This is a genomic window from Streptomyces sp. CB02056, assembly GCF_001905545.1.
GTDB lineage: Bacteria > Actinomycetota > Actinomycetes > Streptomycetales > Streptomycetaceae > Kitasatospora.
The window spans coordinates 214,311-239,421 of record NZ_LIPD01000006.1 but is presented as its reverse complement, the minus strand read 5'-3'; the positions used below and the strand labels follow the sequence as shown (position 1 = coordinate 239,421).

The window sequence follows — 25,111 nt, the reverse complement described above, 5'->3', positions numbered from 1 at the left end:
CTCCTGTCAGATGCCGGCCGCCCCGGCCAGCGCCGCGGCGAGGTCGTCGGCCAGCGCCGACACCGTCGCCGCCTCGAACGCGTGCTCGTTGTACCGCAGCCAGCACCGCAGCGCGCCGTCCGGCTGCTCGGTGACCGCCAGCTCGGGGACGTGCCGGTCACCGCCCGGCAGCGGGTACGGCACGGTGGCGTTGCGGGGCAGCTCCCAGGCCGCGCAGGCCACCCCCGGCAGCTGGGCCGGCGCGCTCCAGTTCTCGTACCGCAGCCAGGCCGCGAACGGCACCAGCGGGCTGAACTCCGCGAACGGGTACAGCTGGTGGTCGAGCGCCGTGGTGGCGGCGGACCGGACGCGGTCGAGCAGTTCGGCGAACCCCGGCGCGCCCGAGACGTCCACCCGCACCAGCAGCGACTGCACGAAACAGCCGACCGCCCGCTCCGCCTCCGGCCTGGTCCGCCCGGGCACCGGCGTCATGAGGACGAGGTCCGGCTGTCCGCTGCGGGCGGCCAGCAGGCCGCTCCAGACCGCCGCCACCGCGAGGAACGGCGTGGCCCCCAGCTCCGCCGCCCTGGCCCGCAGCGCGTCCGCCGCCGCCGGGGGCACCGTGAACGCGTGGGCGGCGCTCAGCACCACCTCGGTGTGCCGGCGCCCCGGGAAGGGGTCGATCGCGGCGGGCGCGTGCGCGAGCGCCGTCCCGAAGTGCGTCCGGGACGCCGGCCAGTGGGCGTTCGACCACTCCACCAGCTCGCCGTACTCCGGGCCGGGCCGGGCGGCCGGCACCCGGCGCCCGTGGCACAGCGCCGAGTACGCCACCCCCAGCTCGCGCAGGAGCACCCCCAGCGACCAGCCGTCGCTGACGAGGTGGTGGACCGCCAGCAGGACGACGTGGTCCGCCGGCCCGCGGCTCACCACGGCCAGCCTGGTCATCGGCCCCGCGGCGACGTCCGTCAGCCGGTCGCGCACGGCGACCAGCCGCGCCGACACCTCGTCGTCGCTCGCGCCGGGCGCCTCCACCAGCACCACGTCCGCGTGCGGTTCGTCGTCCAGGACGGCCCGCAGCACCCCCGGTTCGGCGCCGGGCACCGGGACGAACCTGGTCCGCAGCGCGGGATGGCGGCGGATCGCCTCGTGCAGGGCGTCGGCGAGGACGTCCGTCCGCAGGCCCTCCGTCACCCGGAACATCACCGCCACCGCGCCGACGTTGCGGCCCGGGGCCTCGGCCATCCAGCGCAGGAAGTTCTCCTGCTGGGAGGTGAGCGGCAGGTCGTGCGGCTGCGCGCGCAGCGAGCGGAGGAAGTCCGACACCTCGGCCCCGGACCGCTCCGCCGGCTCGGCCGGGGCGACGTCGGCCCGTTCCAGCCAGGCCGCCTGGGCGCGCAGCGAGGGGCGCTCGAAGACCAGCGCCGTACGGGCCGCCACACCGAACTCGGCGGAGATCGCGGCGGCCAGCTGGACGGCGCGGAACGAGTCCCCGCCGAGGGCGAAGAACTCCTCCTCCACCGCCCGGACCGGCCGGCCCAGCACGGCCCGCCACAGGCCGGCCAGGGCGAGCTCGCGCTCCGTCTCCGGGGCCCTTCCGGTCGTCGGGGCGGGTTCCTCGAACGCGGCCCGCAGCTCGTGCTTGAGCACCTTGCCGCTCGGGTTGCGCGGCAGGGAGTCCAACACCAGGACGCGCACCGGCAGTTCGGGCCTGGCCAGCCGCTCGCTCAGGAACAGCCGCAGGCCGTCGAGGTCGATCCCGTCCGGTCGCGGGACGACAGCGGCGACCGGCACCTGTCCCATCACCGGGTGCGGCAGGCCGAGCGCGGCCGCGTCGGCGACCTGCGGGTGCTCGTGCAGCACGGCCTCGATCCGCAGCGTCGAGACCTTCAGCGCACCGGACTTGACGATGTCGCTCTCCCGGTCGACCAGGTGGAGGTAGCCGTCCCCGTCCAGTCGGCCGAGGTCGCCCATCCGCACCCAGCCGTCGCGGAAGACGGTGTCGGAGGCCGCCCCGGCGTACCCGCGCGGCGGGCCGGGCTGGCGCAGCCAGATCTCGCCGGTCCCGCCGGTCGGCACCGGCTCCCCGGCCTCGTCCAGGATCCGCAGGTCGGCCGGGTCGGTCGGGCGGCCCAGCGAACCCGGACGGCCCGGGTCCACCACCGCGGAGATCTGCGCGGGGGCGGCCTCGGCGGAGGTGTAGGTGTTGACGACCGTCGCCTTCGGCAGGGCGGCGGACAGCCCGGCGGCGACGGCGGGCGGGAGCGCGGCGGCGGTGGACCCGACCAGCCGGACGCTGCCGAGGTCCCGGCGGTCGGCGACCCCGGAGTTCAGCAGTTCCACCGCCATCGACGGCACCAGGAAGACCGTGCCCGCGCCGGACTCCTCGACCACCCGCCCGAACTCCTCGGCGTCGAAGCGCGGCAGGCAGATCGTCGTGGGCTGCGCGGTCAGCGCGTTCACCAGCACCGCCTGGGCGGCGTTGGTCCCGATCGGGAAGGCGTGCACCGCGTGCCGTGAGTGCGCGTACGGGCGGGGGCGGGGGTCGAGGACCAGCCCGGCGGTCAGGCTCGCGTGCGCGGCCCGGACGCCCTTCGGGGTGCCGGTCGTGCCCGAGGTCCCGATGACCTGGGCCAGGTCCCCGGGGGCGACCCGGTGCGGCGGCTCGTCCGGCGTGTCGAGACCGCCGAGGCCGTCGAGGCCGTCGAGCGCGAAGGTGGGCAGCGCGGTGCGCGGACCGCTCCCGGCGACCGCCCAGCGTGCCCCGGCCGCCTCGACCAGCCGCTCCACATCGGCCGGGGCCAGGTCCTCGCGGATCACCAGCCCGGCCGCACCCGCGTAGTGGGCGGCCAGGAACGCCACGGCGTACGCGTCCCACTCCCGGTTGGTGAACAGCAGCGCCACCGTGTCCCCGGGCCGCACGCCGGCCCCGGCCAGCCCGTGCGCGGCCCGCACCGCCCGCTCGCGCCACCGGCCGTAGGTGAGGCTCCCGCCGCCGGGCACGAGCAGTGCGGTGCGTTCGGGATGGAGCGCCGCCCGGTGGTCCAGGAGCGCCGGGAGGGTGAGCGGAACGGAGGCGGGTCGGGCGCTGATGACGACTCCCGGAGGCGTTCGGAGCGTGGCGGAACGATGCCACAGGAAGATCGCCCGCTGATTGGTCCAGACCGTATCGGACTGGTCGAGGCGTGCGCCAGATCCGTCTCACAGATCGTCACGACCCGCTGTGCGAGCGCCCGGAGCGCCCGCCCCGCCTGGGTCAGGAGGGCGGCCCCGGCTGCTCCGGCCAGCCCGCCGTCAGGCGCCCGCGCTCCTGCCACTGCCGTACCCCCGGCCCGCCCGGGTCGCCCCGGCGGCAGAACTCCTCCAGCCGGGCGCACCGGGCGAGCATGGCGGCCCGGCGCCGCGGCCAGGGCGGCACCGGCTGCCCGTACGTGTCGAAGAGGTGGTGCAGGGCGCCCGCCCGGGCCGGGTGGTGCATGCGGACGATCCACTCGCACCAGGCCAGGTCCTCCACCGGCTCGCCGAGATGGGCGAACTCCCAGTCCAGCAGGCCGGTGACGGCGAAGGTCGCCGGGTCCAGCAGCAGGTTGTTGGGCCCGAAGTCCCCGTGCGCAAGCACCGAACCCGGGGGCGCCGGACCGTCGCCGGCCACGCCGGGGTCGACAGCCTGGAGCCGTCGCAGCACCCGCCCGCAGGCGGCCAGGACCTGCGCGCCGTGCCCGGCGTCCAGCAGGACCTGCGCGGGCACTCCGGGCAGGTGGCCGAGCGTGATGGCGCCCGGCTCGGTGCCGAGCACCGGGGGAACCGGCAGCAGCCCGTGCAGCAGGGACAGCAGCCGGTGCTCGCGCCGGCGCCGCTCCTCGGCGTCCGGCCCCTCGTACCGTTTCACGACGACCGTGCCGTCGCCCGCGGTGCGGTTGGTGTAGCCGTGGGGGAGGGGCCGCAGCCCGGACGGGCCGTCGCTCACCCCTGCCACTCCTCGGCCAGCAGCCCGAGTACCAGCTGGTCCACGAACTCCCCGTACGCCCAGGCGGCTTGGCGCAGCCGCCCCTCGACGGTGAAGCCGGCCGTGGCGGCGGCCCGGAGCATCGGGGTGTTGTCCGCCAGGGTCTCCAGCTGGAGGCGGCGCAGGCCGAGCACCGGGAAGGCGTAGTGGCAGAGCACCCGCAGGACGTCCGGGGCGAGCCCGCGCCCCCGGTGGCCCGGCAGCAGGGCGAGGCCCAGGTGGGCGCTGCGGTTGTGGGCGTCGATGCCCCACAGCAGGGCCTCGCCGGCCAGCTCGTCGGAGGCCGTCTCGACCACGGAGAAGCAGGCGGCCTCGTCGGACGGCCCGGGAACGACGTACGGGGAGTCCGCCGAGCCGGGCGGGATGGGCCGCCAGGGCCGGGTGTCGGCCCGGGCGCGGGTTGCCACGTCGTCGTACAACTCGGCCAGGAGGACCGGGAGGTCGGCGTCGTGACGGGCCCGGAGGGTGATGCGGATGCCTTGTAACATGTCACATGTTTACCATCGGCGGGACTGTCGCACCCAACGGGTTTTCCGGTGCCGACCGGCTTGCCGGGGCCGGAAGCCCCCTCCGGGATCGCGAGGCCGGGCCGACGGCCGGTCAGGTGGCTCGAGCGGCGGGGGCCACCAACCCCCGTGCTCTCGGGGCGGGTTGATGATTCCCACTCGACGGTGGCGTGCTCCCGCCCCGCACGGTTCACCCGGACGGCGCCGTGTGTTGCCCCTCGGGAGGAACGCGGCTCGATTACAAGGTTTGTATGAGAAACATCCACTACGGAACCGGTGGAATCGCCGCCTCGGCCGCCCTGGCGGCCCTTCTCGTCTGCGCCCCGCACCAGGCGTCTGCGGCCCCCGGAATCCACACGTTCGACTACAAGGGCGCGCCCGAGCAGTACGTGGTCCCCGAAGGGATCTGCGAGCTGGTGGTGCGGGCCTCCGGCGGTGCGGGAGGGAACGCCGTCTACGGGTCGCCCGGCGGGAAGGGCAGTCAGGTCCGAGCCACGGTCCAGGTCACGAGCGGTCAGGTGCTGACCGTCGACGTGGGGCAGGCGGGCAGCGGAGGAGACCTCTCCGTCCCCGGCAGCCTGGCCTACGGCGGGTACGGCGGCGGCGGCCAGGGCGGCTCCTCCAACACGGAGCACCGGCCCGGCAACGGCGCCATCGGTGCCGGCGGCGGAGGCGCCACCACCGTGACGACGGGTGGCAGCGCGCTGATCATCGCGGGTGGCGGCGGCGGAGGTGCCGGCAGTTTCACCAACGACGGAACCGCGTCCGGCGGCGCCGGCGGGCAGGCCGGAACCGACGGGGCCGACACCGGGCAGAGCGCGGCGGGCAAGGGCGGCAAGTCCGGCGGCAACGGGGGAGCGGGTGGCGCGGGTGGAACCGCCACCACCGAGTTCGACCACGACGGCTTCGCGGGCGGCAGCGCCACCGGCACCAAGGGCGGCGACGCGGCCGTCAACATCGGCGACCCCCACATGGGCGCCGGCGGCGGAGGCGGCGGCGGGGCCCACGGGGGCGGTGCCGGCGGCTCCTCCACGGCGACCACGCTCGACGGCGGCGGGGGAGGCGGCGGCTCCAGCCTCGGCCCGGCCGCCGCGACCTTCACCACCGGAGCGCGCAGCGGCAACGGGGAGGTCGTGATCGAGGAGGTCGCCTGCGCCTCCCCCTCGCCGTCCCCGTCCCCGTCCTCCTCGCCCTCCCCCTCGCCGTCCCCGTCCTCCTCGCCGTCCTCGACCGCCTCTCCCACCCACTCGCCGTCCCCGACGGCTTCTCCCACCCACTCGGCGTCCCCGACGACCGGCCCGAGCCACTCGGCGTCCCGCGGCCCGTCGCCCACGGGCGGCCCGAGCCACCACCACTCGCCCGGTCCGGCGCCCGGCCACGGTGGGGGCCAGCTCCCCGAGACCGGGAGCAGCACACCGGCCCTGCTGATGAGCGCCCTGCTCTGCGTGGGCGCCGGTGCCGCCGTGTTCCGTCTCGCCCGCCGGAACGGCCGCCGACGCTCCTGACGCCGGCGTGGCCCATGGAGCCCACCCGCTGCACGGGAAGTCGGCCGGTCCGACTTCCCATGCAGCGGAAGCCCGTTGTGCTGATAGCGGTCCTCCGCGTCCGTCGCCTCAGGTCGTCGGGCCGAGGCCCTCTGGGAGGGCGACGGCCTCATCCGGCGCCCCGGTGCGCGCGACCGGCTCGCCGCGGGTCCGACGCCTGTGGCCTCGTCGCGTGTTCGCCTCGATCATCGCGACTGGATCCCCTTGCTCAAGTCGGCTCGTCGAACCGGATGTTCCAGGTCTCTTCCGGCGGGCATCCGATCTCCCCGCGCCATGTGGTCGGTTGTCATTTTCCGGGGCCGGGGCTGCGCCTCGGGTCACACGCCGGTCGTGATCCCCACCGCCTCGGCGAGCTCCAACGTCTCCGCTCGCATCGCGCGCGGCGACTTCCGCCACAACTCGGCCGCGACCGAACGAGCCTGGGGTGTGAACCGGACCGTCTCCGGGCTGATCCGCAGCGCGATCCCCATCACGTGCAGCGCGGCGGTCCGGTCGCCCCGATGCATGTGCGACCGGGCCGCATCCACCCACAGCCTGGTTCGGCGCTCCGTCGACGGGATCGAGTCCGGGTCGATCTCGTCCGCCAGCGACAGTGCCTTGCCTGAGCTCCGCAACTCGGTGGAGACGCTGACCGCGTGCAGGTCGACGTTCGCCCGCCCGAACACCGTCGACAGCTCGGTGTACCCGGCCGGCAGTGACTTCGCGACCTTGTCGGCCGTGTCCCAGTGGTTCCACGCCATCCCGTCCCGTCCGTCCCGCGCCTCGGTGATCGCCGCGTGCAGGTGCAGCGCCCCGTACAGGCCCCGCCAGTGCTGCGGTCCGTCGGCGAGGTGCGGGCGCAGCCGGTCGGCTGCCGTGGTCACCATCAGCATGGCGCCTTCGTGCTCACCGACGGCGCGCATGGTGTTCGCGAGGTTCCATGCGGCGGCGCCCATGGCGGCCGGGTCGTCGGCGTCGGCGGCGGCTGCCATGGCACGGTCACCGAGCATCCACACGGCCTCTGCCGGGCCGATGTACGCAATCACCTGCTGCGCGAGCCGGTACGCCGAGGCGAGCCCCACCAGTGCGGTGCGGCGGTCGTCGCCGCCGGCCGAGCGGGCCAGCGACTCCCCGTGCCGGATCAGGTCCGGGGCGATGTTCCCGACGGCGGTCCGGTTGTTCGCCGCGTGGTGCCACAGGCGCCACCCGGCATCGACATCGGCGGCGTAGGTCGCGGCCGTCATCCCCGCCGGGACCGGTGCCGGCGGCCGGGTTCCGCGTTCGAGGAGGGTCGACCAGATGGCGGTCGACGCGGGGTGGAACAGCCGGCCGGTGCTGACCGGCTGCGCGGCCCCGGCCGGTCCGGTCAGCACTGACAGATCGGTCACGTCGAGTGCGAACGCAAGTTTGAGCAGTATCGCGTGACTGCTGATCGCGCGTTCTCCGCTCTCGATCTTCTTGAGCCAATCAGTGCTGCGGCCGACCAGGCCGGCGAGCACGGGGCGCGTCATCCCGCGACGCTCGCGCATGATGCGGATGCGCTCACCGGGGGTGAGTTCCTCGGGCAGATCGGACATGTGCATCTCCTCGGCTGGGCGCCGCCACCGGGAAATTGCCTCAACCGGACGAACACCCGGTGGCGACAGCCGTTCCACGGTAGGGCGGCGGGCAGTTGGGGCACCAGGCTCCGCTGCGGGTGAACGCCGGTACACGGTGGGTGAGGGGGACAGGGTGTCCCCCTCACCCACGAGTCGTCACCGTACGATTTCGTTGCGTCACTCAGAGCAGTGCGGGTGTTGTCCGCAGGGAGGGGAGCCCGGTCCACGGACTGGCGTCCCGTGTGCGGCCGTCGGCACGACCACCGATCCTCGCCCCCTGGGAGGACCGGTCCGAACGAGAACGAGGGAGCGCCACCATGTCCGTCCTGACCGACCGACTGCCCACCCTGAACATGGGCATCGACACCGAGCCGTCCGGCCCGCTCGCCACCCGACCGTTCGGGCTCGACGCCGTCACCAACCCCGTGACCGTCATGCCGCTGCCCCCCGTCACCGTCGACCCGCACACGCAGCTGTCCCTGATCGACGGTCGCGTGGCCCTGGACATGCCGACCATGGAAGGGTCGGGGTGCCAGACCGAGAGCGACGGCCAGACCGTGATCAGCGTCGACTTCGACCAGAACGACGACTGATGACCCACGGCACCGGGAGCACGCGGGGCGTCCCGCCCCGCGTGCTCGTCATCACCCACGATCTCGACCCCACTGCCGACTACGTCCTGCGTGAGCTCAACGCCCGAGGCGTTCCGTTCTGGCGCACCGATGTGGCGGACTTCCCGCAGCGCATCACCATGCGTGCCGAGCTGCGGCCCGACGGTGCGTGGGGCGGCGCCGTCGTCGGGCCCCTGCGAGGGATCGACCTGTCCGAGCTCACCTCCGTGTGGTGGCGCAAGCCCACCACGTTCCGGTTTCCCGACAGCATGTCCGGCCCGGAACAGCGGTTCGCCGCAGGGCAGGCGAAGCGCGGGTTCGCCGGCGTCCTCGGCTCCCTGCCACAGGTGTTGTGGGTCAACCGTCCCGAGCGCAACGCCGACTGTACGAAGCCCGCACAGCTCACCGCCGCCGCGGAGTCCGGCCTGCAGGTCCCGGCGACCTTGGTGACCAACGACCCCGCCGCGGTGCGGGACTTCGCGGACCGGTGCCGGGGCCGGATCGTCACGAAGGTGCTCGGCGGTATCGTCCACACCGAGAACGGGCAGCGCGGGCAGATCTACACCACCCGCGTTCCCGCCGACCGGTGGGACGACCCGCGGGTGGCCCTCACCGCGCACCTGTACCAGCAGGAGATCACCGACAAGGCCTACGAAGTCCGCGTGACCTGCGTGGCCGGCCGACTGTTCCCCGTCAGGATCGACGCCCCGGACGGCCCCGGGCGGCTCGACTGGCGCACCGACTCCAAGCGCCTCGCATACTCCCCGATCTGCCTCCCCGTGCCCATCCGGACGGGCATCCTGGACATGCTGTGGCGCCTCGGACTCGTCTATGCCGCTGTCGACCTGATCGTGGACCAGGTCGGAACGCACTGGCTGGTCGACGTGAATCCGGGTGGGCAGTGGGCGTGGATCGACTGCACCCGTGATGCCATCACCACCGCCTTGGCCGACCTGCTCCAGAAGGGCACTCTGTGACCACCACCACCACCGCCGAGCCGACTGCCGACGCCCTGCGTGCCGCACTGGTCGACGCGCTCACCGCCGACGGCTCCCTGGTCGACCCCGCGTGGCAGCGCGCGTTCCGCGACGTCCCCCGCCACTTGTTCGTGCCGTACTTCTACCGGCAGGGCCCTGACGGCCGGCAGCAGCGGATTGCCGGCGACGACCCCGACCACGCCGCCGGGTGGCTGCGGGCCGTCTACGCGAACCGGCCCCTCGTCACCCACCTGATCGGCGGGAACGCCGCGTCGTCGTCCACACAACCGTCGCTGATGGCCGCGATGCTGCAGGCGCTCGGCGACGATGTCGACGGCCCGGTGAAGGAGATCGGTACCGGCACCGGTTACAACGCCGCACTGCTCGCCCACCGCTACGGCTCCGATCGGGTCGTGACCGTCGACGTCGACCCGGACGTGACGGCCGAGGCCCGGCGCCGGCTCGACTCGACGCCCTATCGGCCGACCGTGGTCACCGCCGACGGGGCCACCCTCACCGATGCGGGTGGCCCGTTCGGCGCGATCATCGCCACCTGCGGGCTCGACCACATTCCGACGACGTGGCTGCAGGCGCTCGCGGGGGGCGGTGTGATCGTCGCTCCGCTCGGCGCGGGCGTCGTCCGCGCGGAGAAGAGCGGTGCCACCGAGGCCGGCGGCCGGTTCCTGCCGACCGGCGCCTACTTCATTCCGTTGCGCACGGTCGGGGGCAGCGGCGTCATCCGCCGCCCGGCCCTGCCCGCTGTCGGCGCACGCCCGTCGGAACTCGGCCCCGACGTCGTCGTGGACGAGCACTTCCGGTTCCTGGTGAGCATCGCCCTCGGCCCGCTCGGATGGAACTACGACCTGGACGACGGGCGGCCGGTCGGCGCCTGCCTGTGGGACGGCGCGGGATCGATCGCAGAGCTGCGGCCCGACGGCTCCGTGGCCGAGGCCGGGCCGCGCCTCCTATGGTCCGAGCTCGAAGCAGCCCACCGCCTGTACGCCGCGAACGGCCGCCCGACCCGCGAGCGTTACGGGTTCAGCATCACCAGCAGCGGGCAGCGGGTGTGGCTCGACCGGCCCGACGGACCGTACTGGCCGCTGAACCCGGGGTGCTGACTGGCGTCCCCCGAATGCCCGGAGGCCCCGGTGGGCGGCGTACCGCCCACCGGGGCCTCCGGGTCCGTCGGGTCACCCGAGCGGGACCTCCAACTGCCGGGCCAGGTCCGCGACCAGGGCGTCCAGCCAGCCCCGGACGGTGCCCGGGTCGAACAGGTCGGCGTCGTACTCGACCTGCCCGAGGTAGCCGTCGGCGTCCGGGGTGAGCGAGAACGCGCAGTCGGCGCGGGCGGAGTGGCCGGGGATGTCCTCGATCTCGGCGGTCAGGCCGGGGAGGTCGAGGCCGATCGGCGGGGTGCTCTGGACGGCGAGCACGACCTGCGGGTAGCCGACGGGCATGGGGACGCCGCGCTCCCGCAGCGGTTCGACCAGCAGGCCGAACGGCATCAGGGAGTGGTCGAGGGCGGAGGCGATCGCCTCGGCGGCGTGGTCCACCAGGGCCCCGAACCCGCTCTCGCTCCGGGTGGGCACCAGGATCGGCATGCTGCTGGTGAGCAGGCCGACCACCCGTTCGTCGGCCGGCCGCCTGCGGTTGGCGTTGGAGAGCAGGATCAGTGTCTCCGACGCGCCGCTGAGCGAGCCGAGCAGCCGGGCGAACGCGGCCACGACGACGGCCGAGGCGGTGGTGGAACGGGCGGCGGCGTAGCGCCCGACCGCCTCGGCCACCGCCGCCGGGACCCGGAACTCGGCCGTCTCGCCGAGTCCGGAGCGCTGCTCGGGACGCGGCCGGTCGGTGGGCAGGTCCGCCGCGAGCGAGGCGCCGCCGAGGACCTCGGCCCAGTGGTCGGCGGCCGCCGCCATGGAGGCCCGGTTGACCACCGTCCGTTCCCAGCAGGCGTGGTCGGTCATCCGGCCGGCCTCCCCGGGCAGCGGCCCGCCCGTACGGTAGAGCGCGCTCAGGTCGGCCAGCACGGTGGCCAGCGACCAGCCGTCCACCGCGATGTGGTGGATGGTCAGCAGCAGCACCCACTCCTCCGCCGCCGGGCGCAGCAGCCGGGCGCGCAGCAGCGGGGGCGCGGTCAGGTCGAACGGGCGGGCGACCTCGGCCTCCAGGGCCGCGGCGAGGGCCGCGTCCCGTTCGGCGGGCGCGAGCCCGCGCAGGTCGTCGACCGGGACGTCCAGCGGGGTGTTCGGCAGCACCTGCTGGAGCCCCCCGAGCTCGGTCTCCAGGAACCGGGTCCGCAGGCTCTCGTGCCGCTCGGTCACCGCCGTCAGCGCGGCGGCCAGCCGCTCGGGCTCCAGCGGCCCGCGCAGGGTGATCCGGTGGGTGATGTTCCACACCGCCGGATCGGCCGCCGCGCGGTGGGCCTTGCGCAGCCGCCACTGGGTCACCCCGGCGGGGGCGGCGAACAGCGCCGCCCCGTCGCCGGTCAGGATGGTCAGCAGCCGGTCGCGGTGGGCCCGGACGAGGCCGGTGACCTCCTCGTCCATCGCTCCCGCGGGGGCCAGGTAGCCGAGCTTCTCACCGGTGGTGCGCAGCACGATCTCGCGCTCGTCGAGCAGCTTGAGCAGCCGCGCCCACCCTTCGTCCGTCTCCTCCGCCGTGCTCACATCCGTTGTGCTCACAGGGTGCCCTCCTCGAAGGCCGGGGCCGGGGCCTGCTCGGCGGCCGGCTGGTGGGCGGCCATCGCGCGGATGGTCGGGCGGCGGAAGAAGTCCAGCACGCCGATCCGCACGCCGGTCTCCTCGCGGACCCGGTTCAGCAGCCGGGTGGCGGCCAGGGAGTGCCCGCCGAGGTCGAAGAAGGAGGTCTCCACCCCGGCGGGGCGGCCGAGCTCCTCCTCCCAGAGCTGTTGCAGGGTGCGCTCCAGCCCGGTGGCCGGGGCGGCCTGCGGCTCGTCCGCGCCGAGCGGGCGCGGCTCGGGCAGGGCGGCGGTGTCCAGCTTGCCGTGCGGGGTGAACGGCAGGGTGTCGACGGTGGCCCAGAGGCTCGGGACCATGTAGTCGGGCAGCAGGTCGGCCAGGCGGTCGGCGATCCCGGGCAGGTCGGCGGCCGCGCATCCGACGTACCCGGCGAGAACGGTGCCCGCCGGGGTGCGGCGCGCCGTCACGGCGGCGGCGTGCACGCCGGGCAGGCCCAGCAGCACGGTCTCGATCTCGCCCGGCTCGACCCGGTAGCCGCGCACCTTGACCTGGCGGTCGGCCCGGCCGAGGTACTCCAGCCGGCCGTCCGGGCGCCAGCGGCCGAGGTCGCCGGTGCGGTAGCTTCGGCCGTCGGGGGTGTCGGTGAAGACGGCGGCGCTCTCCTCGTCGCGGCCGATGTAGCCGATGCCGACCTGGACGCCGAGGGCGTGGATCTCGCCGACCGCGCCGGGCGGCACCCGGCGTCCGGAGGCGTCGAGCAGCACGATCCGGCTGCCCGGGGTCGGGCGGCCGATCGACGCGTACTCCGGGCCGTCCGGTTCGATCTCACCGGCCGTCAGCGCGTGGGTCTCGGTCGGGCCGTAGTGGTTGACCAGCCGGCAGCCGGGGTTGCGGCTCAGGAAGGCCCGCAGCCCGGGGGTGAGCAGCACCTGCTCGCCGCCCGAGATCAGCTCCCGCAGGTGCGGCACCGGCTCCTCGCCGAGCGCGTCGGCCAGTGCGGCCAGCGGGGTGTACGGCAGGTGGACCCGTTCGGCCCGGGTGGCCCGGACGACGGCGGCCAGCGCCGTCACGTCGTAGCGGGTCTCCTCCTCGATCAGCAGCAGGGTGCCGCCGCCGGCCAGCGTGGTGAGGATCTCCTGGACGCTGACGTCGAACCCGCAGGAGGCGTACTGGAGGGTGCGGGCCGCGGGGTGGTCGGCGACGTTCCAGGCCACGAAGTGGGCCAGGGCCAGCGCGTGCATCAGCACGCCCTTGGGGCGGCCGGTGGACCCGGAGGTGTACAGCAGGTACGCGGGCGCCTGCGCCGAGGGGGCGGGCAGCGGGGGCAGCGCGGCGGGGTCGGCGTCGGCCGGGGCGGTGCCGGTGAGCACCGTCGGCACGGTCAGGCCGAGCTCCTTCGGGGCGTCGTCCGTGGTGGTGAGCAGCACGACCGGAGCGCTGTCCTGGACGATCAGCCGGCAGCGCTCGGGGCCCTGCAGGACGTCGACCGGGACGTGGACGGCGCCGAGGCGCAGGATGGCGAGCAGCCCGGCCACCAGGTCCAGCGAGCGGGGGAGCAGCACGCCCACCCGGCTGCCCTCGCGGACGCCGGCCGCGAGCAGCCGGCCGGCCAGGTCCTCGGAGCGGGCCAGCAGCGTCCGGTAGTCCGTCTCGCTGCCGTCGGCGGCGACCACCGCGGTCTGTTCGGGCCGCTCGGCCGCGGTCGCGGCGATGGTGGCCAGCGGGTGCTCGGGGTCCTGGGCGGCGGCCGGCCCGCACTCCAGGGCGGTGTCGGCGGGCGCCACCGCCAGTTCGGCGAGCGGGCGCTCCGGGTCGGCGACCGCGGCCGTGAGCAGCCGCTCGAAGGCGCCGAGCAGTCGGTCGACGGTGGCCCGGTCGAACAGGGTGTCGGCGTACTCCACGTGGCAGCGGATGCCGTCGGGCAGGCTGGTCAGGAAGAGCGTCAGGTCGAAGGCGGCGCGGTCGGCGACGTGGTCCAGCGGACGGGCCGTCACCCCGGGCAGGTCCAGCTCGAAGACCATGTGGTTCTCGAACTCGACCATGACCTGGAACAGCGGGTTGCGGCTGGTGTCGCGCTGCGGGTTCAGCTCCTGCACCAGCACCTCGAAGGGCAGCTGCTGGTGCTCGTAGGCGTCCAGCGCGGTGGAGCGGACCCGGCCCAGCGCCTCGGCGAAGGCCGGTTCGCCGGACAGGTCCAGGCGCAGCGCCAGCGTGTTGACGAAGAACCCGACCAGGTCCTCGGTGCCCTCGGCCCGGTTGGCCACCGGGGTGCCCAGCACGATCTCGTCCTGGCCGGCGTAGCGCTGCAGGACGCCGGCGAAGCCGGTCAGCAGCACCATGAACAGGGTCGAGCGCTTGGACCGGGCCAACTCCCGCAGGCCGTCGGAGAGTTCGGCGGGCAGGTGGTGGACGAAGGAGCGGCCGCGACCGTCCGGCACCGCGGGGCGCGGCCGGTCGGTGGGCAGGGCCAGCACCGGCAGGTCGCCGCCGCCGAACACCTTGCGCCAGTGGGCCAGGCTCTCGTCGTACTCGCCCTCGGCGACCCGGGCCCGCTCCCGGGCGGCCTCGGCGGCCGGACCGGTGGTCAGTACCGGCAGGTGGGCGGCCCGGCCCTCCTGGGCGGCCAGGTACAGCTCGCCCAGCTCGCGGGTGATCACCACGGTGGACAGGGTGTCGATCACGATGTGGTGCATCGACAGGACCAGGACGTGCCGCTCGGCCGCCTGCTCCAGCAGCAGGGCCCGGAACAGCGGGCCCTCGGCCAGGTCGAAGCGGTGCGCGCCCTCGGCGGCGACCAGGTCGGCGACGGCGTCCTCGGCGGCCGGGTCGGCCGTGATCCGCTGAAGGACCGGGCCCGCGGGCGGCGCCAGCACCTGCTGGAACGGTTCGCCGTCCTGCTCCCGGAAGACGGTGCGCAGCGCCACGTGGCGTTCGACCAGCCGGCGCAGCGCGGTGTCCAGCGCCTGGGGGTCGAGCGGGCCGTCCAGGGCGATCGCCTTGACCTCGTTGTACTGGCCGCCGTCGGGCAGCATCCGGTGCAGGAACCACATCCGCTGCTGGGCGTACGACAGTTGGGCGCCGCGCAGGGTGTCCCGGCGCAGGACGTCGAGCTGCGGCAGCCCGGTCGCCACCAGTTCGGGGGAGAGGCCGAAGTCCACGAAGGCGGCGATCTCGTCGGCGCCGGCCGCCCGCAGCTCGGACAGCACCCCCTGGACGCTCTCCGGCGTGCCGATCAGCGCGCGGGAGGCGCAGTACCGCTCGTACGCGCGCTCCAGCACGTACTCCAGGTCCTCCTCGCGGGCGTTCGCGAAGTCCAGGGTCAGGCCCAGGCTGTTGGCCATCTGCCCGAACAGCGAGAGCGAGGAGCGCAGGTAGTGGCAGAACGGCCGGTAGGCCTGCTCGCGGGCGGTGGCCAGGTCGGTGCCCAGGTAGGTGTGCACCAGCACGACCACCCGGCCGGCCTCGGGGTCGAGGCCGTGCTCGGCGCGGGTGCGCCGGTAGACCGCGATGTTCTCGGCCAGCTGGGCGACGTCCTGGGTCATCAGGTTGGTGATGACGCCGAGGTCGTGCCGGGCCGCCTCGCGGAAGCTGTCCGGGTTGCCGACGATCGCGGTGAACATCGGCGGCAGGTCCTGCAGCGGGCGCGGGTGGAGGGTCACCTCGATCGGCTCACCGTTGCCGTTGCGGCCCTGGTACGGCTCGCCGCGCCACAGCGACCGGACGGTGTCGATCTGCCGGTGCATCAGCTCCTTGTGGCTGCCGTAGCGCTCGGGGAAGAACAGGAAGTCGTTGGGGTGCCAGCCGCTCGCGCACCCCAGGCCGACCCGGCCGCCGGACAGGTTGTCGACCACCGACCACTCCTCGGCCACCCGCACCGGGTGGTGCAGCGGCAGCACGGCGCAGCCCGCGTTCAGCCGGATCCGGCTGGTCTCCCGGGCCAGCGCGGCGGCCAGCACCGAGGGGTTGGGGAAGATGCCGCCGAAGGAGTGGAAGTGGCGCTCCGGCAGCCAGACGGAGTGGAAGTCGTGCCGGTCGGCGAAGCGGGCGCTCTCCAGGACGATGCGGTACTTCTCGTCGTCCGGGGAGTCCAGCGGGTAGTCGCCGAAGAAGTAGAGGCTGAAGTCCACCGGCCGCTGCGGGTCGCTGACCGGCTCGTACGGGAGGGCCTGGGCGGGGGCGCCGCCCACCGTCTCGGCGGGCACGGTCGCGGCGGGCGCCGGGAGTTCGGCGGCGGGCCGCGGGGCCGGCAGGCGGACGCCGGGCGAGCCCGGGAAGAAGCCCCCGCGCCGCAGGTCGCGCAGCGACTCGCGGACCGCGTCGGCCACGAACTCCAGGTCGCCGTCGGTGTGGGCGGTGGAGAGGAAGAAGTTGCGCCACTCCCACACGTAGACCCCGCGGGTCAGCAGGTGCGGGAAGAGCAGCTCCATGTCGGCCCGGGGCTCGAACCGGAAGAGCGAGCCGAAGTGGGCCAGCCGCAGCGGGAACTCCTCCTCCTCGAAGAAGGTGTTCAGGGTGGTCGCCAGCTCGTCGGTGCGGGCGTTCAGCCGCTCCTGGAGGCCGGGGCCGGCCGCCTTGAGGTGGCGCAGCACCGCGCCCGCGGCGGTCATCGCCAGCGGGTGCTGGATGTAGGTGCCGCCGAAGAAGGTGGTGTCCTTGGGCGGGTAGCTGTCGTCCCCGTAGTCCCAGTGGCCGCCGTCGATCCCGTCCATGATGTCGGCCCGTCCGGCGATCGCGCCGATCGGGTAGCCGCCGCCCAGCACCTTGCCGTAGGTGGACATGTCCGGGGTGACGCCCCAGAAGCCCTCGGCGCCGCGCAGGTGGGGGCGGAAGCCGGTGAGCATCTGGTCGAAGACCAGCACGATGCCGAGCCGGGTGGTCAGTTCGCGCAGCGAGCGGACGAAGTCGACGGGCTGGCGGCCGGGGTGGCGGCTCTGCACCGGCTCGACCAGGACGGCGGCGATCCGGTCGCCGTGCTCCTCGATGACCTTGAGGCTCTCCGGGTCGCCGTACCGCAGCACCAGCAGGTCGGCGACCGCGCTGCCCGGGATGCCGATGGACACCGGGACGGTCTCCCGGTCGGCGCCGCGGCCCAGCGTCCGGCCCAGGGTCTGGTCGGAGTGGCCGTGGTAGGAGCCCTCGAACATGACGATCTTGTCCCGGCCGGTGTGCGCGCGGGCCAGCCGGATCGCCCCGGCGTTCGCCTCGGTGCCGGAGTTGGCGAAGGCGACCCGCTCGGTGCCCGTCAGCTCGGCCAGCAGCTCGGCGGCCTCGCCGGTCTCCGGGCCGCGCGGGCCCAGCCGCAGGCCCGAGGACAGGTGCTCGCGGACGGCCTCGGAGACGAACTCCGGGTCGTGGCCGAAGAGCAGGACGCCGAAGCCCATGGTGATGTCGACGTACGGGTTGCCGTCGACGTCCTCCAGCCGGGAGCCCCGGGCCCGGCGGGCGGCCAGCGGGTAGAGCATCTCCTTGGTGCCGGAGCGGAAGCCGACCACGGCGCGGCTGTCCGCCAGGGTGCGGCGGTGGCGGCGGGTGATCGCCTTGGAGGCGGTGGTGCGGGCGGTGAAGCGGGCGACCAGCTCGTCCACGTGGGCGCGCTGCTGGTCGGTCAGGCCGCCGGCGGCCATGCCGGACTCGCGGGAGACCGTCACCCGGGGGCCGTGCACCTGCGGGGCGGCCGGGGCCGGGCTCTCGGTGGCGGGTGCCTCGGCGGCGGGAGCGACGGCAGTGGGTGCGGCGGCGGGCGTCGGGACCTGCGCGGCGGCCGGTACGGCGGCCGGGGGCAGGGCCGCGGGCACGGGCGCCGGGGGGAGCGCGGGTGCGCCGCCGGCCAGCAGGCCGAGCTGGTCGCGCATCAGGTCGGAGAACTGGCCGAGCAGCGCGAGCTGGCGCTCGATCAGGCCGGTGCCGTCGGTGACCGGGGGCAGTGCGGCGGGGGCCGCCGGGGCGGCGGGTACGGGTGCGGCGGGTACGGGCTGCGGAGCCGGGGCCTGGACGAGCGGCTCCGGTGCTTGTACAACCGGTGCTTGAGCAGCCGGGGCCTGAGCAGCCTGGACGACCGGGGCGGTCGGGGCGGGAGCCGCCACCGGCGCTGCCACCGGCTCGGGCACCGCCACGGGCTCCGGCTCGGCGGCCGGCAGCAGCGTGGCCAGCACGGCCGGCTCCAGCCGGGAGGCGATCAGCCCGGCCAGCCGGGCCGGGGTGTCGGCGTCCTCGAACAGCTCGCGCATCGACACCCGGACCCGGAACGCGCGCTCCAGGTCCCGGATCATGTTGATCATCGACAGCGAGTCGGCGCCCAGGTCGAAGAAGGGCTCGTCCGTGCCGACCGATTCCTCGTCGTAGCCGAGCTGGCGGGCCGTCTGCTCGACGACCTCCCGCAGCACGGCCTGCCCGGCCAGCTCCTCGGGGCTCGGCGTCGGTGAAGCAGCGGGTGTAGCAGCAGGTGAGGCGGCAAGTGCGGCGGCCGGTTCAGCGGCCGGAGCGGTCTGCTGGGGTGGGTCCTGGCGCATGGCGGGGTCCTCGGTGGTCGGCCGGTCGGGGGCGGTGAACCAGTGGCGGCGGCGTTGGAAGACGGTGGTCGGCAGCGGGACGCGGCGGGCCGGTCCGTCCGGCCAGTCCCGGGCGGCGGCGAAGCCGGCCCAGTCGAGCGGGACGCCGTACGACCAGAGCGCGGCCGCGGCGGCGTCGAACTGCTGCTCCGGGGAGGCGCCGCGCCGGCCGCCGGCGACGAAGTGGCGCTCCGGCAGCTCCCGGCGGCCCATGCCGGTCAGCGTCGGGTGCGGGCCGATCTCCAGGAAGAGCTCGTGGCCCTGCCCGTCCAGCGCGGCGAGGACCTGGTCGAACCGGGCGGTCTCCCGGGTCTGCCGGAGGAAGTACTCGGGCGTCGGGACGGTCCCGGGGGCCAGCACCTCGCCGCCGAGGTTGCTGACCAGTGGGACGGCCAGCGGCCGCAGGCGCAGCCGGGCCAGCTGGTCGCGGAAGGGGTCGAGCATCGGGTCGAGCAGGCGGGAGTGGAACGCCCGGTCGCTGGCCAGCCGTTCGGTGGTCACCCCGTCGGCGGCCAGCACGGCCTCGGCGGCGGCGATCTCGCGGGGCGGGCCGGCCAGCACGCACTGGCCCCGGCCGTTGACCACGGCCAGGTCCACGCCGGGCAGCCAGTCGCCGAGCCCGGCCAGCCGGTCCAGGCCGGCCGAGACCACCGTCATGGCGCCCGGTTCGGTCAGCCGGTGCATCAGCCGGCCGCGCAGCGCGGTCAGGAACATCCCGTCGGCCAGGTCGAGCGCGCCGGCCGCGTGGAAGGCCGCGTACTCCCCGGCGCTGTGTCCGGCGACGGCGGCGGGACGGAGCCCGAGCTCCTGCCAGAGCCGCAGGTAGGCCGCCTGGAGGGCGAACAGCGCGGGCTGCGCCGCCTCGGTGGTCCAGCCGTCCTCGGTGCCCTGTGGTGCGGGGTCGAGCAGCAGCGGCAGCAGCGGCTCGCCCCAGTTCTCGCGGTGCAGCCGGTCGCACTCGTCCAGGACGGCGCGGAAGGCAGGGAAGGCCCGGTACAGCTCGGCGGCCATGCCCCGGTACTGGGCGCCCTGGCCGGTGAAGAGCAGCACCGGCAGGACCTCGCCGCGCCCCACCTCGCGGTGGGCCGCGCCGGCGGTGGTCCGGCCCGCCAGGAAGGCGTCCAGGCCCTTGCGCAGGGTGGCCGGGTCGGGGCCGGTGACGGCCAGCCGGTGGCGCAGCGCGCGCCGGCCGGCGCCGAGGGTGAGCGGCAGGTCGCCGGGCGCGAGGGCGGGTTCGGCGTCCAGCCGGTCGCGGAGCAGGCCGGCCAGTTCGGTCAGCCCCTGGGCGGTGCGGGCGGACAGCGGCAGCACGGTCGGCGCCGGTCGCGGTTCGACGGCCGGGGCCGCGGGCGCCTGCTCCAGCACCAGGTGGGCGTTGGTGCCGCCGACGCCCAGCGCGCTGACCCCGGCCCGGCGCGGGGTGGGGCCGTCCGGCCAGTCCCGGCGCTCGGCGGCGAGCCGGAACGGGCTGTCGGCCAGTTCCAGCGCGGGGTTGGGGCTGGTGAAGTTCACCAGCGGGGGGATGGTGCCGTGCCGCAGCACCAGCAGCGCCTTGATCAGGCCCGCCATCCCGGCGCAGGTGTCCAGGTGGCCGATGTTGGGTTTGACCGAGCCGAGCGAGCAGAACCCGGCGGCTTCGGTCCGGGCGCGGAAGGCCTGGGCCAGTGCCCGGAACTCGATCGGGTCGCCGAGCGGGGTGCCGGTGCCGTGGGCCTCGATGTAGCCGATGCTGTCGGCCGGCACGCCCGCCAGGTCCAGGGCCCGGCCGACCACGGCCGCCTGCCCGTCGACGCTGGGCGCGGTGTAGCCGACCTTCCGGCCGCCGTCGTTGTTGACGGCCGAGCCGAGGATCACCCCGTGCACGGTGTCGCCGTCGGCCAGCGCCCGGTCGAGGCGCTTGAGCAGCACGGCGGCGACGCCGTTGCCGCCGACGGTGCCGCCCGCGTCGGCGTCGAAGGCCCGGCAGGCACCGTCGGGGGAGAGGATCGACCCCTCCTCGTAGCGGTAGCCGGCGGCCTGCGGGATGTGCAGGGCGGCGGCCCCGGCCAGGGCCAGTTCGCAGTCACCGGAGAGCAGCGACTGGACGGCCAGGTGCACCGCGACCAGCGAGGTGGAGCAGGCCGTCTGCACGCCGATCGCCGGGCCGGTGAGGCCCAGCCGGTAGGCGACCCGGGTGGCGGCGAAGTCGGCCTGGTTGCCGATCGCGGTCTGCAGGGCGGCGACCGGCTCGGACGGGTCGGCGGTGGTGGCCAGGGTGTGCTGGTAGTAGGTGCGCAGCGCGTAGAGGGTCATCCCGGTGCCGGCGAAGACCCCGACCCGGCGCTCCGGGTCCGGCGCGTCGTAGCCGCCGTCCTCCAGGGCCTGGCGGCAGATCTCCAGCAGCAGGCGCTGCTGCGGGTCCATCAGGGCCGCCTCGGTGCCGCTGATGCCGAAGGCCTCGGCGTCGAACTCGTCGGTGCCGGTGAGCGCGCCGGTGACCGGGACGAAGTCGGGGTGGCGGTACTCCTCCGGGCGCAGTCCGGCCGCCGCCAGCTCCTCCTCGGTGAACCGGGTGGTGCTCCGGACGCCCTCGACGATGTTCCGCCAGTACTGCTCGGGGGTGTCGGCGCCCGGCAGGCGCATCGCCAGGCCGACGATCGCCACCCGGCGGTCGTCGCCCGGCCCGGCGACGGGGGCGGCGGCCGCGGCGGTGGGCGTGGCCGGTTCGGCGGCCAGGTGGGCGATCAGGGCGTCCACGGTGGGGTGGCGGAACAGCTCGGTGGGCGCGGGGGGCGTGGGCAGCGCGGCGCTGAGCGCGCCGTGCACCCGCATCAACTGGAGGGATCCGATGCCGAGTTCGGCGAGCGGGCGGCCCGGGTCCAGCGGGGTGTCGAGGACGGACTCGAAGGCGTCCAGGACCAGTCGGCGCAGCCCGGACGGGGCGGTGTGCCCGGGGCCGGGCGCCGCGGCGGGCCGGGCGGCCGGCTCGGCGGTGGCCGGCGTCGGCGCGGCGGCGGCCACCGGGCGGGGCGCGGTGGCGAGCAGGCGGCGCCGGGCGGCGGGGGAGCTCGGGTCCGGACCGGCGTACCGGTGGCCGGGGGCGCCCGCCAGCAGCAGGGCGGCCAGCCGGCGGCCGTGCGCGGCGCTCAGCACGGCGATGCCCCGGCCGGCGGCGGCCTGCTCGTTCTCGGTGTCGCGGTTCATGCCGACCCCGCTCCACAGGCCCCAGGAGATCGTCCAGGCCGGGGTGCCGGTCTCCCGGCGCAGCCGCTCGACGGTGCTCTCCAGGTAGCGGTTGGCGGCGGCGTACCCGGTGGAGCCGACCGCCTCCTGGAGGCCGATCATCGAGGAGAAGGCGACGAACTGGGCGCCGGGGCGCTGCCGGACCAGCTCGATGAGGTGGTCGGTGCCCTCGGCCTTGGTCCGGACGGCCTCGCGCCAGTCCTCGGTACCGGTGTCGGCGAGGAGCGTGAGCCGGTAGCCGCCGGCCAGGTGGAGCACGCCGTCCAGCGGTGCCTGCCACTCCCGCTCGGCCTCGGCGAGCACCTCCGCCAGCTGCTGATGGTTCGTCACATCGGCCTGGCGGTAGGTGACCTGACCACCCTGTGCGGCCAGTCGGCGCAGCGCGGCCCGGCGTTCGGCCGCCTCGGCGGTCGGGGCGTCCAGGTCGCTGCGGCCGACGATCAGCAGCCGGGAGCCGTACTCGCGCAGCAGTCCGGGCAGCAGCTCGGCGGCGATCCCGCCGAGGCCGCCGGTGACGAGGTAGCGGGCGCCGGGGGTGAGCAGTGAGCAGCCGTCCCCGGCCGGTTCGGGGGCGGCCTCGGCCGGTGCCAGTCGGGGGGCCCAGGGGCGGCCGGCGCGCCAGGCGGACTCGGGCTCGGGGCGGGGGTCGGCGAGCAGGGCGAGCAGCGCGGCAGCCTGCTCCGCGACCGGCGCGTCATTCGGCAGGTCGAGGTGCCGCGCGCCGGGCACCAGCTGCTCGGCCCGTGCCCCGGCGGTCAGTGCGGCGGTCAACGCCGCCCGGGGGCTGGGGAGTTCACCGGGGAGAACGGCGTGCAGCCCGGCGCTGACGGAGACCAGCTCGCGGACCGGGGCCCGCGTCGGCAGCGCCCGTAGCAGGGCGAGCAGCGCCTCGTCCGGCGCCTGGTCCGGGGCGTCGGCCGTCGCGCTCCACAGGTAGACCAGCCGGTCGGCGGTCCGGTCGCCGAGGGCCCGCAGCCAGTCCTCGGGGTCGGCGGTCGGCGGGCGGTCCACCACCAGGGCGTTCGGCAGGGCGGCGGCCAGGGCCTCGGTGAGGGTGCCGGGGCCGGACGGGCCGAGCAGCAGGATCGTTTCCTCGGCCAACGAGGCCGCCGAAGAGGCCTGGTCCGCCGCCACCGGGCGGGCCTCCCAGCCGAGCTGCCGCACGCAGTCCGGCAGCGTCCGGGAGTTGGCCTCCGCCAGGTCCAGCGCGACGATGTGGTCGTCGAGTTCGCCGTCCAGCAGCCTCCCGCGCAGCGCGGTGCGCTGGATCTTGCCGCTGGTGGTGCGCGGGAAGTCGGCCGCCGGGACGGGCAGCACCAGGGCGGGGGCCGGCTGCCGGCGGGCCGCCAGCAGCTGCCGCACCTCGGCGGCGACCGGCGCCGAGGGCGCGTCCGGGGCGCTCTGGACGTAGGCGATCACCAGCTGCTCGGTGCCGGTGCGTTCGTCCGGCACCCCGAAGGCCGCGACGTGCCCGGAGCGCACCCCCGCCACGGAGGCCACCACGTCCTCCAGCTCGTGGCAGAAGTAGTGCACGCCGTTGACGATGATGATCTCCTTGCGACGGCCGGTGAGCACCACCTCGCCGTCGACCAGGAAGGCCAGGTCCCCGGTGTCGAACCAGTCGTCGCCGACGAAGGCCTCCTGGTTGGCCGGCGGGTTGTTCAGGTACCCCGGCGTCACCCGGCCGGAGTGGACCTGGAGCCGGCCGACGCGGAGCTCGGGCAGCGCCCGTCCGGCGTCGTCGGCCACCCGCATCCGGGTGCCGGGCGCGGGCCGGCCCATGCTGAGGAAGGCGGTGCCGCGCTCCGCGGAGGCCGGGTCCGCGGGCTCCAGCCGGCCGGTCAGCGAGTCGGTGCGCACCAGGCGGCGGGCGCCGTCCTCGTCGTAGCGCTTGTAGGTGATCGCCGTGCAGGTCTCGGCCATGCCCCAGGCCAGCAGCACGTGGCCGGGGCGGACGCCGAACGGGGCGGTGGCGGCCAGGAACTCGTCGATCACCGCCTCGGTGCACTGCTCCCCGGCGTTGATCAGCGACTTGACCGAGGACAGGTCCCAGCGGCGGTCCGGCCCGGCGGCCCGGACGGCCTCGGCGACCAGCCGGAAGCCGAAGTTGGGCGACCAGGAGTGCGCCGCCCGGTGGCGCTCCAGCGCGTCCAGCCAGACCAGTGGGTCGGCGAGCACGAGTTCGGTGGGGATCTGCACCTGGTCGGCGGCCAGTACCACGTCGCGCAGGTGGAACATCAGCAGTCCGGCGACGTGGTCCAGGGGCAGCCAGTTGACCGTGCCGTCGCCCGGCTCGGTGCCCTGGGCGACGGCCCCCGCCACGTACTCCAGGATGCCGCGGTGGGTGATCTGCACCGCCTTGGAGCGTCCGGTGCTGCCGGAGGAGAGCTGGAGCATCGCGACGTCGGCGGGGACGGGGGCGTGCTCGGGGGCGGGGCCGTCCGGCAGCCCGCCCTCGGCGGGCCGGTCGACCGCGATCACCCGCAGGCCCGGCGCCGGGTACAGCTCCCCGAGCCGCTCCAGGCCCGCCACCGCGGGCCCGCAGACGAGCACCGGCGGCTCCTCCAGGGTCTGCCAGGCGTGCCAGAGCTTCTCCAGCACGGGGTTGCGCTCGTGGTAGTCCGGCGGGCGGGCGACCGTCACCGGCTGCATCCCGCCCAGGAAGCAGGCCCACAGGGTGGGGAAGTAGTACTCGGGCTCCGGGACCTGGAGGATCACCCGGTCCCCGGCCCGCAGCCCGGCGGCGGCCAGCACGGCGAGGATCTCGCGGGAGCGGCCGAGGAGTTGACGGTACGTGATCCTGGTGGCCTCGCCGCCCGCCCGGATCAGGTGCAGTCCGCGGTCGGGGTGCAGTTCGGCGGCGCGCAGCAGCGCCTCGGGCAGTGTCCGGGGCGCGTCCGGCCCGGGGGCGGGCAGCGGGGCGCCGACGGCCTCCGTCCCGGGGTCCTCGGCGTCGGGGTGCTCGGAGTCGGCCTCCCCGGGGGCGGCCGTGGGCTGCGCCGGGGCGGCGCCGGCCGTCGCCGGGCCCTCCCCGAACGGCCGCCAGCGGTCGGTGAGTTCGCGCAGGTGGCGCAGGGCGGGGCCGGGTTCGGTGGGCGGCCGGGTGAGCGCCGCGGCCAGCGCGGCGGCGTCCGGTTCGCCCTCGGGGGTGCGGACGATGCCGTCCAGGAGGTGTACTTCGGCGCTCGGGTCGGCGTCCAGCAGCGCCGCGGCGGCCCGGCGGCGCAGGGCCTCGGGATCGCCGTCGACGGCGGGGACCAGGTAGGCCAGCAGGCCGGGGCGGCCGTTCTCGTGCTCGACGGGCAGCAGCGCGCAGTCGGCGATCTCGGGGCGTAGCAGCAGCCGGGCTTCCAGGGTGCGCAGCCGGCCGTGGTCGGGACCGGTGGGACTCATGATTTCGGCACCTTTCGGATCGGTGCCGGGGCGCGGGTGTGGGCCGCCC

At 75.4% G+C, this 25,111-nt stretch carries 10 protein-coding genes; 4 read left to right on the top strand and 6 right to left on the bottom strand.

The window, feature by feature from the left end; translation table 11 throughout:
* Window positions 1-6: 6 nt before the first annotated feature.
* The 3 genes from AMK13_RS18205 to AMK13_RS18195 all read right to left on the bottom strand — a co-directional run bounded on the left by AMK13_RS18205 (window position 7) and on the right by AMK13_RS18195 (window position 4,470).
* Window positions 7-3,024: an AMP-binding protein gene (locus AMK13_RS18205; protein WP_274538690.1), complete on the bottom strand. Its 3,018-nt coding sequence runs from the start codon at window positions 3,022-3,024 to the stop codon at window positions 7-9.
* A 208-nt stretch (window positions 3,025-3,232) separates the two neighbouring features.
* Window positions 3,233-3,943 (bottom strand): phosphotransferase, encoded by a 711-nt coding sequence (locus AMK13_RS18200; protein ID WP_241852927.1) that lies wholly within the window; start codon window positions 3,941-3,943, stop codon window positions 3,233-3,235.
* A complete protein-coding gene (locus tag AMK13_RS18195; RefSeq protein ID WP_074003135.1) occupies window positions 3,940-4,470 on the bottom strand; it encodes a GNAT family N-acetyltransferase in 531 nt (176 codons plus the stop codon). The genes AMK13_RS18200 and AMK13_RS18195 overlap by 4 nt, the downstream gene beginning before the upstream one ends.
* A gap of 269 nt (window positions 4,471-4,739) precedes the next feature.
* Between AMK13_RS18195 and AMK13_RS45970 the strand changes: the two genes are divergently transcribed.
* Window positions 4,740-5,993, top strand: coding sequence for an LPXTG cell wall anchor domain-containing protein (locus AMK13_RS45970; protein ID WP_074003134.1), 1,254 nt, complete (start codon window positions 4,740-4,742; stop codon window positions 5,991-5,993).
* A 356-nt stretch (window positions 5,994-6,349) separates the two neighbouring features.
* Here AMK13_RS45970 and AMK13_RS18185 read toward each other — a convergent pair whose 3' ends face one another.
* A complete protein-coding gene (locus AMK13_RS18185) occupies window positions 6,350-7,588 on the bottom strand; it encodes a helix-turn-helix domain-containing protein (protein ID WP_241852926.1) in 1,239 nt (412 codons plus the stop codon).
* Between the two features lie 338 nt (window positions 7,589-7,926).
* Here AMK13_RS18185 and tgmA point away from each other — a divergent pair, with 338 nt between their 5' ends.
* Genes tgmA through AMK13_RS18170 form a run of 3 tightly spaced genes read left to right on the top strand, consistent with a single transcriptional unit; the run spans window position 7,927 to window position 10,315 of the window.
* Window positions 7,927-8,202: a putative ATP-grasp-modified RiPP gene (gene tgmA, locus AMK13_RS18180; protein WP_074003132.1), complete on the top strand. Its 276-nt coding sequence runs from the start codon at window positions 7,927-7,929 to the stop codon at window positions 8,200-8,202.
* Window positions 8,202-9,197: an MvdC/MvdD family ATP grasp protein gene (locus AMK13_RS18175; protein WP_074003131.1), complete on the top strand. Its 996-nt coding sequence runs from the start codon at window positions 8,202-8,204 to the stop codon at window positions 9,195-9,197. The genes tgmA and AMK13_RS18175 overlap by 1 nt, the downstream gene beginning before the upstream one ends.
* Window positions 9,194-10,315 (top strand): methyltransferase domain-containing protein, encoded by a 1,122-nt coding sequence (locus AMK13_RS18170; RefSeq protein WP_074003130.1) that lies wholly within the window; start codon window positions 9,194-9,196, stop codon window positions 10,313-10,315. The genes AMK13_RS18175 and AMK13_RS18170 overlap by 4 nt, the downstream gene beginning before the upstream one ends.
* Window positions 10,316-10,387: 72 nt before the next feature.
* On the opposite strand, the gene AMK13_RS18165 is transcribed toward AMK13_RS18170, so the two are convergent.
* A complete protein-coding gene (locus AMK13_RS18165; protein WP_143204566.1) occupies window positions 10,388-11,881 on the bottom strand; it encodes a condensation domain-containing protein in 1,494 nt (497 codons plus the stop codon).
* Window positions 11,878-25,062 carry a hybrid non-ribosomal peptide synthetase/type I polyketide synthase gene (locus tag AMK13_RS18160; protein ID WP_074003128.1) on the bottom strand — a complete coding sequence of 4,395 codons (13,185 nt, stop codon included), beginning with the start codon at window positions 25,060-25,062 and terminating at the stop codon, window positions 11,878-11,880. The genes AMK13_RS18165 and AMK13_RS18160 overlap by 4 nt, the downstream gene beginning before the upstream one ends.
* Window positions 25,063-25,111: the final 49 nt, after the last annotated feature.